We start from the raw sequence: 14,870 nt of genomic DNA, 5'->3' as shown, positions 1-14,870 counted from the left end.
AATTAATAATTTCTTTCCCAAAAAGTACAACTAAAAAATCACTTAATTTTAAAATATTCTAAACTCTGATTAGAATTCATCGTCACAAAAATTCGGAAATATCATATAAGAGAGGAGTTCAAAAATCGTGGAACTCCTCTCTAAAACCGTTTTAAAATAACTCGTTTCCCTTAAAAAAGAAAGAAACTTCAAGAGCGGCGTTTTCATCAGAATCGGAACCGTGTACCGCATTCGCTTCCTTACTTTCCGCATACAGAGCACGAATCGTTCCGGCAGCCGCTTCTTTCGGATCGGTCGCTCCGATCACTTCTCTCCAATGAAGAACGGCGTTGTCTCTTTCCAGAGCAGCGGCAACGATCGGACCGGAAGACATATAGTTACATAAGTCGCTGTAAAACGGACGCGCAGAATGCACTTTATAAAATTGTTTAGCGTCTTCAAGAGACAACTTGAGGTATTTTAAACCTAGGATTTTAAATCCTTCCTTTTCGATCCTTGCAAGAATGTTCCCGACGTGTTTGTTTTTTACTCCGTCGGGTTTGATCATGATAAACGTTTTGGACATTTTTTTTCCTTATTGAGAGAGTTTTTTAAGTAATGCTTTGCCAACAATTTCGGGAACCTGATTGCTAACGTCTCTTCCATGTCTTGCGACTTCCTTTACAATCGTCGAGGAGATAAAAGAATATTCGCCGGAAGACATGAGAAAAACGGTTTCCACATTTGGAGCCAATTTTTTATTCATTAAGGAAATGGCATATTCATAGTCGAAATCGGTAACCGCTCTGAGCCCTCGAATAATACTATTTGCTCCAACTTTATTGCAATAATCCACGGTGAGACCTTGAAAAGTATCGATCTCCAGACCTTTTAATCCTTGGGTGACTTTGTGGATAAATTCGAGCCTTTCCTCGATTGAGAACAAAGTGGACTTGTTGGAATTGACCGCAATAGCAATGATCACCTTGTCGAAAAGTCCCAAAGACCTTTGAAGAATATCCAAATGTCCGTTTGTTAACGGATCAAAGGAACCGGGATAAATCGCCAAATGTTTCATTTTTTACGAAGCCTAGCCGTTTCTTGCGCAGGTAAACCGTAGATATTGATAAACCCTTCCGCGTCTTTTTGGTTATACAATTCCTCTTTTTCAAAGGTTGCCATTTTAGGATTGTAGAGAGAAACGGAAGATTTTCTACCTACAATTGAACAAGTTCCCTTATAGAGTTTCACTTTTACGGTGCCGGTTACGTATCTCTGAGTTTCCGTAATAAAAGCTCGAACCGCTTTCATTCTTGAGGAAAACCAGTGGCCGTTATAGATAAGTTCGGCGAATTCAATGGAAAGTTTATCTTTATGATGTTGTGTATCCCGATCAATCGTGATCGATTCCAAGTCCCTGTGAGCTAAAAATAAAACCGTTCCTCCCGGAGTTTCATAAACGCCCCTAGACTTGATGCCCACAAGGCGATTTTCGACGATGTCCACTCTACCCACTCCGTGTTTGCCCGCGATCGTGTTGAGAGCCTCCATCACTTCGTAAGGATTCAGTTTTTTACCGTTGATCGCGACACAATTCCCCTCTTGGAAGTCGAGTTCCAAATATTCGGGAGCGTCGGGAGCTTTTTCGGGAGAAGTCGTCAAGAGAAACATTTTTTCATCCGGTTCTCTATAAGGATCTTCTAATATTCCACCTTCGTAAGAAATATGCATTAGATTTCTGTCCATAGAATACGGCTTTTCCACGGTAATGGAAACCGGAATCCCTTTGGACTTTGCGTACTCGATCAAATCCGATCTACCGCCGAAATTCCAGATTCTCCAAGGCGCTATGATTGTTTTTTCGGGAGCTAACGATTTAACGCCGAGTTCGAAACGAACCTGATCGTTTCCTTTGCCGGTCGCACCGTGAGCGAAAGCGTCGGCGCCTTCCTTTTCGGCGACTTCCACCATCGCCTTCGCGATAAGAGGTCGGGCAAGAGAAGTTCCGAGAAGATAACGCATTTCATAAAGTGCATTCCCTTGAATGGCAGGAAAAATAAAATCTCGAGCGAATTCCAAACGGAGATCTTGTATATAAACTTTGGAAGCTCCGGTTTTAATTCCCTTCTCTTCCAAACCGGAAAGTTCTTCTTTTTGGCCTATATCCGCAGTAAAAGCGATTACTTCGCAGCCATATGTTTCTTTCAACCAGGTAAGAATTACCGACGTATCCAAACCGCCGGAATAGGCGAGGACGATTTTTTTAACAGGTTTACTTTGCGCCATTCTGAGAACACTGAAAATCGATCCAGGTCTGTGGACAACCGGATTTTGCGGGTTTCTATAATGAGGATTTCATTTTTCACTGTTATGAATTTCTACACCGACCAGAATCCATTCCTTAGATTGACTGAGAAAATACGTTACGGAAGCTTCGTATTTTGTCCGTTTGGATTCGATATTGGAAATTAAAGAGAAACTGATTTTATATCTTTTTTGTACGATTTTTCCTCTTGAATGTGTTTTTTTGAAAATCCATTCTTCTGGTTCGCCGATCTTTTCACATCTTTCTAATTTTGCTTCTTTGTAATTTTGGATCCAGTAATCATATAAATCCGCCTTTACTTTTTGTTCGCTTGGCGGATCCGGATTCGATTTTTCAGAGTAAAGAGAACATTGAGATTAAAATTAGAATGATAGAAAAAATTTACACTGATTCATAAAAGTCAAATTCTAATAATTTAAAATTGTTTCAAGAATTCCTGTCGGATTATTTTCAGCATTCTTATTCTTCTGAACAAGTTTGTTCAGTAAAAATCGAACTTAAAAATCAATAACAGGCATACATTAAACGACATCAATCCACTCTTTGATTTTACGAAGAATAAGAACCATCGCATATGTATCGAGTTTGCAGTATTCGATGAGATTTTTTTCGATCTCGGATTTTTCGAATTCCGTCATAAATTCCGTTTTTATCCTTAAAAATTCGGAGTTCGCCATTTGGCCTGATTGGATTCCAAGATTTTTATAATTTCGGCCTGTAATTACGGGAAGAACGGTTTTTAACGATGTGCTTCCTTTCTGATCGGGGTGATAGTAATCGTATTCCCAAAAAGGTTTCGAAAGATCGACGAAGTATTCTTTGATTGACTGGAGCCAAGGTTTAAATTCGGAAAAAACCGCCGCTGATTCCTCCAGACATCTTCTTTCGAACTTATCGTTGTAGCACAAAATGGTCCCTCCGGGCAAAATCCATTCTTGCAATTTTTCTAATATTTTTTTTCTAGGATCTTCGATTCCGTCATCGATATAATAAAAACTTTCGGGCTCTTCAAAAAGATCCTCTCGTATAACGTGCAACGAAAACAAAAACGGAACGTGCTGAAACGGGTGGGAATTCGGATAAACCGGAATCGGAGGATTGATCGATTCGAAATCGAGAAAATAAATCGGATAATGCAGTTTTTCAAAAAATTCGGTGAAAACCTTTCGATTCGTAAATGGAACTCCCGTTTTCATCGCCTGAATCTGAGTTTGTTGACGAGGAGTCAGGCCTTCCGCTCGTTGAATATCTTTCAGATTGAGAATCCCCTGTTTGTAAAATTTTACGGATTCTTCTTTTCCCTCTCGAAGAGTGAAAATATCTCCCGGAACGTTAGGAGCAAGACAGACTTCCGGATACAAACAATTTCTCGGATGAGTACACAGATTACTCGCAAAACGGGAAGGAAGATTTTTTCTAGAAAGAAGATCGTATAAAGAATGGGCGATCTCTATCGTTTCTTTTCCCTGGAGGACGACCTCATCTGTGACATCTTTACGCACAAAAAAAGAATCGACTTGGATCTCGCCCTGAAAGTAAAACTTGGAATTTACGAACAAAAGTGTACATTTCGAGATCGGAAAGCCGGATTCGTCCGCCACAAATTTTTGAAATGCAATTTCCGTAATATGCTGTTTTTTGAATGAACTCGATACTTTGAGAACTACAAGTTCGAAAGTTCCCGAAAGTTCCTTATTGGGGAGAATATATTCCGCCTTCATGGAAAATTTGTCCGTTTCCAAACAAGCGGATCTAACTCCTTTTCCGGATTTCAAAATCTTTCTGGTATCGAAATCGGAGTAACGAGCGTTTTTGGATTCCGGAAAAAAAGAATGGGAAAGATCTCTTAAAAGGGATTTTTGCTTCGGGGAAATGTATTTGTGTTCAAACGGATCGAAATCGGGACGACGTTGGTACGTGTTCAGCCAGAGAAGATATTCACAGTGAAGTCCGGTCGTAAAATCCGCTTTTGTGAGTTTTGGAATTTCTAATTTAGGTCTTTTAAGAGAAAAAAAGTTAGAAACCCGTTCCAAAAGAAATTTTCGGAACGGGTAAATCCATTTTAGAATCGAAAATCTTCTGTTTTTCAGGCCAATAGAACCTTAATATCCTTAGGGCTGGAAACTGCGTAGATTTTATTTTCGGAAGTTCCCATATTCGCTTGAGTCAATTTTTGGCTTACGACACTCGGTCCAAAATCGATACCTGTAACGTTCACAGTGGTAACAAAAGGTTTAACTGCCTTATCCCAGTAAAGAGTTTTGATTAACATCTCTCTAAAAAGTGGAAGACCGATTCCCGCATCGGACTGCATGTTTCTTCCGTCAAAAATGGAATAAACTGGAACCTTCAGATCGGAACCTTTAAAATCGAAACCGATTCTTTCCATATCCAATGGAATAGTTTTGTTTGTATCCTCCATATGTGGGGAATGAAAAGGGGCGGTTGTTCTGAGATAAACGAACTTTACTTTTTTTTCTTCCATTTCCGCTTTGAACTTTTTACGAAATTCAAGAAGGGACTCGGGGCTTCCCGAAACGATATTGGAATCGGGTGTGTTAAAAAGACTTACATAAATCGTTTTACTTCCACTCAAACCAAGGGCATCGTTAGTTTGTTTGACTTTATCTTCGAGTTCTTTTTGAGAATAACCGATCACCGCAACCATTGGAGTCGGCTGTTTGTCGCCCACTTCTTCGTTTGCTTTGAGAAGAGCCTGGGAAGGATTGTAAACACCGACTAGTTCCTGCGCTCTATAACCGATATACAATACGAACTTTAAAAATTTAGCATACGCTGAATAGAAGTCCGCTCCTTCTTTACCAAGAGCGATTAACGCGGAAGAGATAACACCTTGGCTGTGGCCCGTAACTCCGATTGAGTTGGAAATCAACTCAGAAACAGGGAAACCTTTGTTCGTGAATGCGATGTAGTTTCCGATTTGGGTCAGAAAAATTCCGACGATGGAAACAGGTGCGCTGCAAAGATAATTCTCGTCCGGAGCCGAATCCGAATTTTTAATCCAGCTTTCGAAGTCGTAACCGCCGTAAATGATGTTTTTATCGAGCTTAGGAACTTCCTCGACGATGGCTTTAAAAGAAATATCGAAGAATTCTTTAAGAGAAGGCTCAGATTCGTAAAGTTTGGAGAGTTCTTTCAAAAAAGGAGATCCTTGTCCTCCGAATTGAAGAAAAAGTTTCCCTCCACTAGCTTTGACTTGATTCAGAAAGTTTGCAATTGCCATGAACTTTGATTTTCCTTAGGTGTTTAAGGATGAATCTCGTTTTATAGAAGGTTCCGCAATTCTTTTTTATTTCGGAAACTTGGGTTGCGTTCACTATCAAATGTAGATTGTAATCTTTTACTACTCGGACGTATGAAAATAGTACTAAAAATTAACGGGCGATTTTTGTAAAGATACGGAAGTCCTCACAAATTGCGTCGAATTTAGAATTGTTGTTTTTTAAAGAAAATCTAACATTCTAACTTTTAAAACAAACTTATCACAGTATTCTTTTCATACGTCCGAGTAATAAGCGGCATTCTAACTTATATTGTGATTCATAGAAAGCAGCGCTTTAGTTTCAGCGCGCGAGTCATTTTTGCTATAAAATTTGCAAGCACTCGCCCGAAATGCAGGAGGAGACAAATATAATCGGAATAGGTGATAAAACTAGGGTTTGTGGGGAGAGATTTGAAGATAGATCTAAAAAACTATGCTCATCTTGTATCCAAAAAACCGGAAGAGATTTAGAGAAACTGAATATTACAATAAGAACTTGTCCCAAAACCTTGGAACCGTAAGAACTCCAACAAGAGTGCACGAACAATAAAATCTGTTCGAAAGCCCGTAAATTATCAAAGAGCTATGATCCGTGGGAACTCCTACGTTTTCGCTTTATTACGAATTTTTGGGACCGATTTCTTTTCTCAGGTTTTGGGACAAGTTCTAAATATCTCGGAAGTTTGTTGATTTTTCAAAAAAGTCGATACGCTTATTATCATAAGTTCATATCAAAAGCGAAGAAGAATTATTTCAAAAGAGGAAGCAACACGTTAGGCGCTCTGACTTTCAAGTTTGTCTCACAATACCAAAAGAAATCAGTTACACTCATTCAGTAAGTTCGGAATAAAGCGTCTTGCTTCTATCCGGCCCCAGTTTTTCTTACGGAAAAAACTGGGGCTGGACGAACTCTTAATCAGGAAGATAAAACGAAGCAAGTCCGAAAACAGTATTCAGAACAATTCCCAAAAGAACCCAAAAAAGAGAAAAAGTCAGGAATAAATACTGTCCTTGAAAACAAATATTCCTAAAAATGCGTAAAACAAAAGTCCACCTGCGATTATTCCCCAAACGAAAAATTTTAAAGGTTGGAGATGTTCAAAGGTTAAAGAAAACAACTTTGCCCAGATTGGCGTCGTTGCAAAATGTAGAAACGGCGATACCAATGCAAAAATCATAAGCACAACAACTCTAATGATGATTGGCATAAGTATTTTTCAACAAGCTTTACATGATCTGCCCTACAAATTTTAAATGTCAATCTATAAACGATAGCGTTTCGATTTTCGATTTCAACGAGAAAGTGATTGACCCGAACTCATAAAATTTTTTCTATTTTTTTGAATCCTGCGATAAAACGTAAGATTTAGAAATTCCATCGCACCGGACTTCCTAAGTAACGGAGCGTAAATGTCCCGGTGTAGTTTAAACAAAAATGATCAAAGTTAAAAATCTATCTAAATTCTATGGTAAAAAACTCGCTATAGACCGCCTGAATTTTGAGTTGGGAGAAGGAGAAATCGTAGGACTTCTCGGTCTGAATGGAGCCGGAAAAACCACCACGATTCGAATTCTCACCGGGTATCTAATCGCGTCTGACGGAATCTGTGAAATCGACGGAACAAATACTTTCGAAAACCCCCTCGAAGTAAAAAAGAAAATCGGTTATCTTCCTGAAACGCCTCCTCTTTATCCCGAGCTTTCCGTCGAAGACTATCTCAAATTTGCCGCGAGAATTAAACAGGTTTCTTCCGAATCCATAGATTCGGAGATCGCAAGAGTTTGCGAAAGAACATTTCTCACGGATGTTCGTAAGAATAACATCGAAACTCTTTCTCTTGGCTTTCGTAAAAGAGTGGGGATCGCACAGGCGCTACTTGGAAATCCGAGAATCATCATTCTCGACGAACCCGTTTCCGGACTTGATCCGAAACAGATTGTAGAAATCAGAAACCTCATTCATTCTTTGAAAGAAGGACATACGATTCTACTTTCGAGCCATATTCTTCCCGAAGTTTACAAAACCTGCAACCGTTTCCTATTCTTGCATCGAGGAAGAATGGTATACCAAAGAGATAGAAAACAACTCGAAGAGGAAATGGAAAAACTTTCCGGCCTCGAAGTGACTCTTTCGGGAGCGGACGCCGATACCGGTAAAAAATATCTTTCCTCACTTCCCGGAGTGAACGCGGAAAAGATTCAACCGATCGGAGAAGATTCGAGAGGCAACACGTTTCTGGTCTCCACCTCCGTGGAAAGGGAATTTAAGGAAAAACTTTTCGCGTCCGCATCTTCTTCTCCCCGCTTGGAATACATTCGCAAACAAGAAGTCACCTTAGAACAGATTTTTATGAACCAGGTTTGAAAGACTATGCTTCAAAATATTAAATGGATTTTTTTCAAAGAAGTAAAAGTGTTCTTCGGAACCTTTATGGCTCCTTTGGTTTTCGGTGGAACCGCCTTTTTGAATTCTCTTTTCGTATTAATTCTGAATTTTAATTCAGGTACGAATTATGTCGATACCACGGTCATCACTTTTCTTTCTTTTATGTCGACGATCATCATCGCGATGCTAATTCTCGCGATGGGAAGTATCACCGAAGAAAGAAACCGAGGAACTTTGGAGTTTCTTTTTACGGCTCCGATCACGGATTTGGAAATCGTCGTCGGCAAGTTCGCATTCGGAACTCTGATATGTCTTTTGATTTCCGTATTTGTAAACGGTTTGTTTCCGATTTTTCTTTATTCTTTTTGGAAAGCCCCTCTTTACATAGTGGTTTCTGGAACGATCGGAGTCTTTCTTTTGGGAATCTTTTCCTTTGCGATAGGACTTTTCGGAAGTAGTCTCGGTAAGAATCAGATGATTTCACTTCTAATTTCGATCGTGATTATCCTAACTCTTTGGGTGTCCGGATATTTCTCGTATTTGTTCGATTCGGTTACGAGAAAAATCCTCTACCATCTTCATATTTTTTCGCATTTCATCTCGTTTTGTAAAGGAGTTCTACCTTTGAACGGAATCGTTTTCTTTGTCAGTGGTGCGTTATTCTTCCTTTATCTCACCGTAAAAGTTTTGGAATCTAGGAGATGGAGAGGATGAAAGAATCCGTATTGCTGAGAATTTTTCCCTGGGTTTCCCTTGTTTCCTTATTTCTATATTTTCCGGTCCGAGACAGTATTCAGTCGCCCGCCAATCGCTGGCTTTGGATGGGATTAGTGCTGGCCATTCTGATCTTAGAGCCGGTCTATCGTTGGTTCCAAAAAAAGAATATTCAAGAAGAATGGAATTCTTATATATCTGCCGGCCTGGGTCTTATTGCTTTCGGAATCTATCATCTCCGAGTGTTTTTGGAAGAACTTGCATTAAAATCCAATTCGATCGGCTCCGGAAACGAAAGAATCCGGGAAATTCTTTTGGTTCTTCTTGTTCTTTGTGCAATCGGATTTTTGATTCTGACTTTGTTAAAAGAATTGGGAAAAGACTCCGCAGGCGCGCAAAGCGTTTTGAAAACTTCAAAACAAGCTTTGGTACGTTACTTTATCATGAATCTTGCGATCGTTTTTGTCGCTCTCGTGATCGTAAATTACATTTCCGTAATGCGAAATCATAACTTCGACTTGAGCTCCAAAGGTCAGTACTCTTTTAGTCCGACCGCCGTCAAAATTCTAAAAAATGTCGACAAAGAAGTCGAGGTAATTGCTTTTTATCCAAGACCTCTGGAAAATTCCCCTTCAAGCGACAAGGCCAATTCCTTTTCTTTGAGAAGAATCCGTCCGGACCTTGAAATCTATTTGGATCAATTGAAATCCTTAAGTCCACAGTTTAAGACTCGTTTTATCAACGCAGACGTAGAGTTAGATGATCTTGCCGAATTCGGCCAGGTATCGAATGGAACCATACTTTTCAGAACCAAAAAACCTTTTGCGGAAAGCGGAAAACAATACGCTGAACAAAGACTTTCGATCCGAGAAAAAAGCGATCTGGAAGATTTGGAACGTAAGATTGTACAAGCGGTCGTAAACATCACAACCGAAGAAAAAAATATTTATTTTACCCAATCCAATGGAGAAAGATTCTCTTCGATCTTTCAGAATCTTCCGAACGAAAAAATCGGAATATTATCCAACTCTTTGAGTTTCTTAAACTTTAAAGTGAAAGGACTCGGAATCGCCGAAGGTTGGCCGTCTCGGATTCCGGAAAATACCGACGTTCTGGTAATTGCGGGACCGACCGTCGCTTTTTCGAAAGAAGCACAAACCGCCATTTTAGATTTTATCGAAAAGAAAAAGGGGAAAATTTTCATTACGATCGATCCGAAAGGAACGGAAAACTTTAATTGGCTTTTGGAAAAATCGGGTTATGAATTTGCAAAAGGGCCTCTTTCCCAGGTTCAGGGACAAGCTGGAATGATTCTCGCAAAGTCTTTTAGAAAACATCCGATCGAAGAGGCCTTAAGCAGAAAGGATATGGGGGCCGTGTTTCCGTTTGCCGGTTACTTTGTTCCACGGACAACTCTCGAACCCGACAGTAAAAATTTAGAAGCATTTCCTTTGATGGAATCCGGCGGAGACTCCATATTAGATAAAAATAACAATGGAAAGCAGGACAACGGAGAAGAAAGAAGAAACGTAATCCTTGGAATGATTTTGAAGACGATTCCGAAAGTTCAGAAAGAAGAGACAAAACAAAACTCAGCGACCAGTCTTTCCGAACTGCAACAAGATTCTACGGAACAAAAAAAGGATTCTCCGATCGCTTTGGCCGATTCCAAACAAGATTCCCAGAACAATCCGAATTCTCCCTTAACTCCAAGCCCGAAGGGAGAAAATGAAACCCCTTCTAAAAATAAAGATACCGATTCGAAAGAAGAAGGTAGGATTGTAATCTTTTCGGGAACATCTTGGATTACCGATCAGTTTATTTCTTACGGGACGAACTACGAACTCGCTACTTCTTCGATTACCTGGATGTATCAAGATCTTTCTTTGTCTTCCATTCAGCCAAAGAAAGAAGAAGTCAATACAGTTTCTTTAACCGAGGTTCAGAAGAGGGTCGTTTGGATTTTGGGAATGTTTATTTTTCCAGGCTTGATTGCGGTCGTTTCTTCCGTCGCACTCATTCAAAAGCGTAAACGAGAAGGTGAAGAATCTTGAAACGGATATTTCTTCTTCTTTTTGCGTTAGTTGCTCTTGCTTTTAGTTTTTTCTTTTTGGAAGAAAAAAAAGAAGATCAGTCGGAAATTTCCGTTTGGAAGATTGATATAGACGAAATCGAGTACCAGCCCCCTAAGGATTCCTGGGAAGGGGAAGATCTCTCCTCCTTTTATCGAATGCCTATCGTTTTTAAAAGACAAAAAGGAATCGGAAAAAACGACAATTTCCTCACGGTTCATTCTAAGGATTCCGAAACCGGAGAAACTTTAGTGTTCGAAGGCGGTTATAATGCGGAGAATATTTTCCGAGAGCTTTCCGTTTTGAAAGCGAAAGGTGTCGAACCGATCGTGAATGGGGAGGTTGCCGCCTCGTTGCAGTTAAATGAAAATTCCCCGCAGATTTTTTTGAAGTCTTCCGGAAAATTGCTGAAGAAAATTTGGATCGGTAAAAAGAAACCCTTCGACTCCACGAGAATCATCCGAGAAGGAAATGAGGTTCTTATCGTCCAGGGAAATACTCCGGATCGTTTTACGAGAGGAATCGGGGAATTTAGACAAAAACAACTCGTAAATCTAAGAGACGAATCCATAGTCGAAACAATCTGGGAAGAAGAAGGGAAAACCCTTCATCTCGATAATCATCCTTACAAGGACCAGATGGCTAAGAAAAATTTTTGGAGAAGACTTTCCGGAAAGCCAATTCCTTTAGAACAATCTTTGGGAAATTCTTGGAACAACCAAGTCATCAGCCAACTTGTAGAGTTATATCCGGATGATCCAAACGGAGCCGGTTACGCCGTAGCTAAAAGTTTGACTAACGTACCGGCGGATGCGTCCCTTAAAATTCGAATTTCCAACGATGATTGGATTACTTTGCGTTATTATCCGAAGACGAATATCAATTCCACCGATTACAGACCTGCAATTCGGATCATAAACGGAAAATTTTCCGAACCTCCTTTTTATATCCGCGAAGATAGTTTCTTGCGATTAAAAGAAGTTGTAGGGAATTTGGAAAAAGCCGAGCAAAAAAAAGAAGAGCCCGCCAATCAAAACTCACTTCCTAAAAACCCGAATATTTCTTCTCCCCCAAAATGATCATAGATAAAGAACAAGATTTTTCCGAAGTTAGAACCCTGCTTCTTCAAGAAGTGTTTCAATCTCCTGAAAACGCTTTTAATGTTTATCAAAAAGCGGGAAGTTTCGGTTACTTCGAAATCTTAAGAACCCATTTTCTTCTTTGGATTCTTGCACCTGCGACAAAAATCATTTCCAACCTTGTTTTTTCGATTCTTTCTTTTATTCGATATGAAGAAGGAGAGTGGAATCCGTTTTCCGGAGTTGTATTTTCCTTCGCAATGTATCCCGCGGTTTTATTTTTAGTCGCTCAGTTAGACGTATTTCGGATTTTTATGAAAAAAACCGATCGAAGTAAAGGAGAAGCGCTTCCTCCCGCGAATATTCTTTTGGTTTCGTTTATTCCGTTCAGCGCATCTTCTGTGTTTTGGATTTTACCTTCCCCATTCCAGGCGATTTTTATCTCGGTTTCTTTTATTTTTTCCTGTGCCCTTTCGGTTCGAAGTTTGAAAAAAATTCTTAACTGGAATGATAAGGATATCTTAATATTCTTTTTGTCCGGTTCTGCCTATTTTTTAACGGGAACCTTATTTTTAACAATCGTTTATAATTTAGTTAGGACCATTCTCAATTGAAGATTTTTCTGATCGGAATCGGCGGGATCGCTATGGGCAATCTTGCTTATATGCTTCGAAAAAACGGACATGAAGTTTCCGGCTCAGACACGGGCATTTATCCGCCGATGTCCGATAAATTAAAAGAATGGAATATTCCATACTTCGAAGGATTTAAAGCCGAGAATGTTCAAGGCCAAGATTTGATCATCGTGGGGAACGCAATTTCCAGAGGAAATCCCGAAGTCGAAGAGATGCTCAATTCGGGACTAAATTATCTTTCCATGCCTGCGGCAATCGGCGAATTTTTTCTCAAAGGAAAAAAAGTGATCGTAGTCGCGGGAACACACGGAAAGACCACTACTACATTCTTAATTCATCATATACTTAAAGAAAATGGAATCGAGCCCAGCTTGTTTGTCGGAGGAATCCGTAAGGACGGCTTTCCAGGGTTCGAACTTGGAAACGGATCTTATTTTGTCATCGAAGGGGACGAATATGATACCGCGTTTTTCGATAAATCTTCGAAATTTTTACACTATAGACCGACTTATGCGGTGTTAAACGCGTTGGATTTTGATCATGCGGATATTTTTCCCGATATTTCCGCAATCGAAACCATGTTCAAACGTCTGATCAATTTGGTTCCCGGAAACGGTAAAGTTTTCTATTGGAGCGGTTCAGGCTCCCTTAAAAAAATGATCCAAAACGTCAAGTTTACGAAAGTGGAAGGTTTTGAGTGGAATCGAAAAGATTCTTTTCTTACTTGGAAAAAACACGAACTTTTTTTGGGAGATCAAAAACTAAATCCGGTTCTTTTCGGAGATCACAATTACCGAAACATAGAGGTTGCGATTCGTGTTTGTTCCGAAATTCTCAAAACACAAAATCCTTCCGATTACAAACAGGGAATCGCAAAGGCAATCAACTCCTTTCCGGGAGTTAAAAGAAGACAGGATATTCTTTTTCAATCTCCGACCGCGATTGTGATGGAAGATTTCGCGCACCACCCGGTTGCGGTTCACGAAACGATTCATGCGGTCAAAAAAAGATTTCAAGGCCATAAAATTATTTCCTTATTTGAACCGAGAAGTGCAACTTCTCACCGAAACGTTTTTCAGAAGGAATATTCGTATTCTTTTATAGGTTCCGATCTAACCATTTTGACCGAGATTCATAATCTAAAGAAGGTTTCTAAAGACATTCGTTTGGACGTGAAAAAGCTTGTTCAGAAACTTTTGAAGAACTCCAAAACAATTCCGGTTTATGCGAAGGACCCCGCAGAGCTGTTGGCAAAACTTGAGAAAATGATTCCCCAATTTACAGGACAGAAAATTCTGATCCTAGCCATGTCCAACGGATCGTTCGGAGGGATTTATCCCGGATTGGTCGAATTGGCGCGAAAACACGTATGAACTTATCCGAGGAACTGGATTCCATTTATCAAGAAGCCATTCAAAAAATTGGCTCTTCCATATCCGAAGAAGATTTAGATAAAAATAAAAACGATTTTATCGGTAAGAAAGGAAAGCTAACCGCAGTTCTCAAGAATGTGGCTTTACTTTCCATCGAAGAAAAAAAGACCATAGGCCAAAAAGCCAACGAACTTTCAAAAAAGCTCGAGAATTTCGTCGTGGAGACAAAGTCTTCCCTTAAGAAAAAACTTTTTGAAACACAGGCCGCTTCCGAGTTTTTCGATTCGCTTCGTCCTCTTCCAAACGCTTCTAATGGAAGTCTTCACCCGATTACTCAGATTCAATACGAGATCGAAGACATCTTTACATCGATGGGTTTCAGCATCATGGATGGTCCTGAAATTGAAACCGACACGAACAACTTCGGTGCATTGAATTTTACGGACGATCATCCTGCGAGAGAAATGCAGGATACGTTTTATCTGGAAAACGGAAATCTTCTGAGAACTCACACTTCCGCAATTCAAGTAAGAACATTAAGAAAGCTGAAACCTCCGTTCCGGATCATCGCTCCCGGAAGAGTGTTCCGTTACGAAGAAGTGGATGCTTCTCACGAACATACTTTTTATCAGATCGAAGGAATGGTCGTAGGTAAGGATATCTCAGCCGCTAACTTGATCGATACGATGCAGGTCCTTCTCTCTAGAATCTTCGAAAAAGAAATCAAAACCAGATTGAGACCGGGATACTTTCCTTTTGTGGAACCGGGTTTCGAATTGGATATCAACTGTCTTGTGTGCGAAGGGAAAGGTTGTCCGGTTTGCAAACAATCGGGCTGGTTGGAACTTTTACCCTGCGGTTTGATTCATCCGAACGTTCTTTCTCACGCGGGGCTCGATCCGAAAGAATGGACCGGCTTTGCGTTCGGACTCGGGCTCGACCGACTTGTGATGATGCGGTACGGAATCCACGATATCCGTTACTTCCAATCGGGTAATCTAAGATTTTTAAAACAATTCTAAT

At 40.0% G+C, this 14,870-nt stretch carries 12 protein-coding genes; 7 read left to right on the top strand and 5 right to left on the bottom strand.

Going from position 1 to position 14,870, the window contains the following annotated elements:
* Nucleotides 1-151: 151 nt before the first annotated feature.
* From CLV95_RS12675 to CLV95_RS12650, 5 genes are all read right to left on the bottom strand, one after another.
* Nucleotides 152-565, bottom strand: a complete 414-nt coding sequence (locus tag CLV95_RS12675; RefSeq protein ID WP_002724748.1) for a nucleoside-diphosphate kinase — start codon at nucleotides 563-565, stop codon at nucleotides 152-154.
* A 9-nt stretch (nucleotides 566-574) separates the two neighbouring features.
* The gene (gene coaD, locus CLV95_RS12670) at nucleotides 575-1,057 is read right to left on the bottom strand and encodes a pantetheine-phosphate adenylyltransferase (protein ID WP_002724756.1); all 483 of its coding nucleotides are present in this window, start codon (nucleotides 1,055-1,057) and stop codon (nucleotides 575-577) included.
* Complete coding sequence (locus CLV95_RS12665) at nucleotides 1,054-2,265, bottom strand: argininosuccinate synthase (RefSeq protein ID WP_002724785.1); 1,212 nt, start codon at nucleotides 2,263-2,265, stop codon at nucleotides 1,054-1,056. Before CLV95_RS12665 ends, coaD begins: the two co-directional genes overlap by 4 nt.
* A gap of 561 nt (nucleotides 2,266-2,826) precedes the next feature.
* A complete protein-coding gene (locus tag CLV95_RS12655; RefSeq protein WP_170317465.1) occupies nucleotides 2,827-4,230 on the bottom strand; it encodes a DUF2779 domain-containing protein in 1,404 nt (467 codons plus the stop codon).
* Nucleotides 4,231-4,391: 161 nt separating this feature from the next.
* A complete protein-coding gene (locus CLV95_RS12650; protein ID WP_002724752.1) occupies nucleotides 4,392-5,549 on the bottom strand; it encodes a hypothetical protein in 1,158 nt (385 codons plus the stop codon).
* 1,474 nt (nucleotides 5,550-7,023) lie between these two features.
* Here CLV95_RS12650 and CLV95_RS12635 point away from each other — a divergent pair.
* The 7 genes from CLV95_RS12635 to pheS are packed head-to-tail and all read left to right on the top strand — an operon-like array spanning nucleotide 7,024 to nucleotide 14,869.
* Nucleotides 7,024-7,953, top strand: a complete 930-nt coding sequence (locus tag CLV95_RS12635; protein WP_002724740.1) for an ABC transporter ATP-binding protein — start codon at nucleotides 7,024-7,026, stop codon at nucleotides 7,951-7,953.
* 6 nt (nucleotides 7,954-7,959) lie between these two features.
* Nucleotides 7,960-8,688, top strand: a complete 729-nt coding sequence (locus CLV95_RS12630) for an ABC transporter permease (protein WP_002734970.1) — start codon at nucleotides 7,960-7,962, stop codon at nucleotides 8,686-8,688.
* Entirely contained in the window at nucleotides 8,685-10,742 is a 2,058-nt protein-coding gene (locus CLV95_RS12625; RefSeq protein WP_002734946.1) for a Gldg family protein, read from the top strand. The genes CLV95_RS12630 and CLV95_RS12625 overlap by 4 nt, the downstream gene beginning before the upstream one ends.
* On the top strand, nucleotides 10,739-11,839 hold the full coding sequence (locus tag CLV95_RS12620; protein WP_002724754.1) for a hypothetical protein: 1,101 nt from the start codon (nucleotides 10,739-10,741) through the stop codon (nucleotides 11,837-11,839). The genes CLV95_RS12625 and CLV95_RS12620 overlap by 4 nt, the downstream gene beginning before the upstream one ends.
* The gene (locus CLV95_RS12615) at nucleotides 11,836-12,453 is read left to right on the top strand and encodes a hypothetical protein (RefSeq protein ID WP_002734905.1); all 618 of its coding nucleotides are present in this window, start codon (nucleotides 11,836-11,838) and stop codon (nucleotides 12,451-12,453) included. Before CLV95_RS12620 ends, CLV95_RS12615 begins: the two co-directional genes overlap by 4 nt.
* Entirely contained in the window at nucleotides 12,450-13,847 is a 1,398-nt protein-coding gene (locus CLV95_RS12610) for a UDP-N-acetylmuramate--L-alanine ligase (protein ID WP_002724783.1), read from the top strand. Before CLV95_RS12615 ends, CLV95_RS12610 begins: the two co-directional genes overlap by 4 nt.
* On the top strand, nucleotides 13,844-14,869 hold the full coding sequence (gene pheS / locus CLV95_RS12605; protein ID WP_002724720.1) for a phenylalanine--tRNA ligase subunit alpha: 1,026 nt from the start codon (nucleotides 13,844-13,846) through the stop codon (nucleotides 14,867-14,869). Before CLV95_RS12610 ends, pheS begins: the two co-directional genes overlap by 4 nt.
* Nucleotide 14,870: the final 1 nt, after the last annotated feature.

Source organism: Leptospira borgpetersenii serovar Javanica (assembly GCF_003046425.1).
GTDB classification, from domain to species: Bacteria; Spirochaetota; Leptospiria; order Leptospirales; family Leptospiraceae; genus Leptospira; species Leptospira borgpetersenii.
This window is presented reverse-complemented; position numbering and strand designations above follow the sequence as displayed.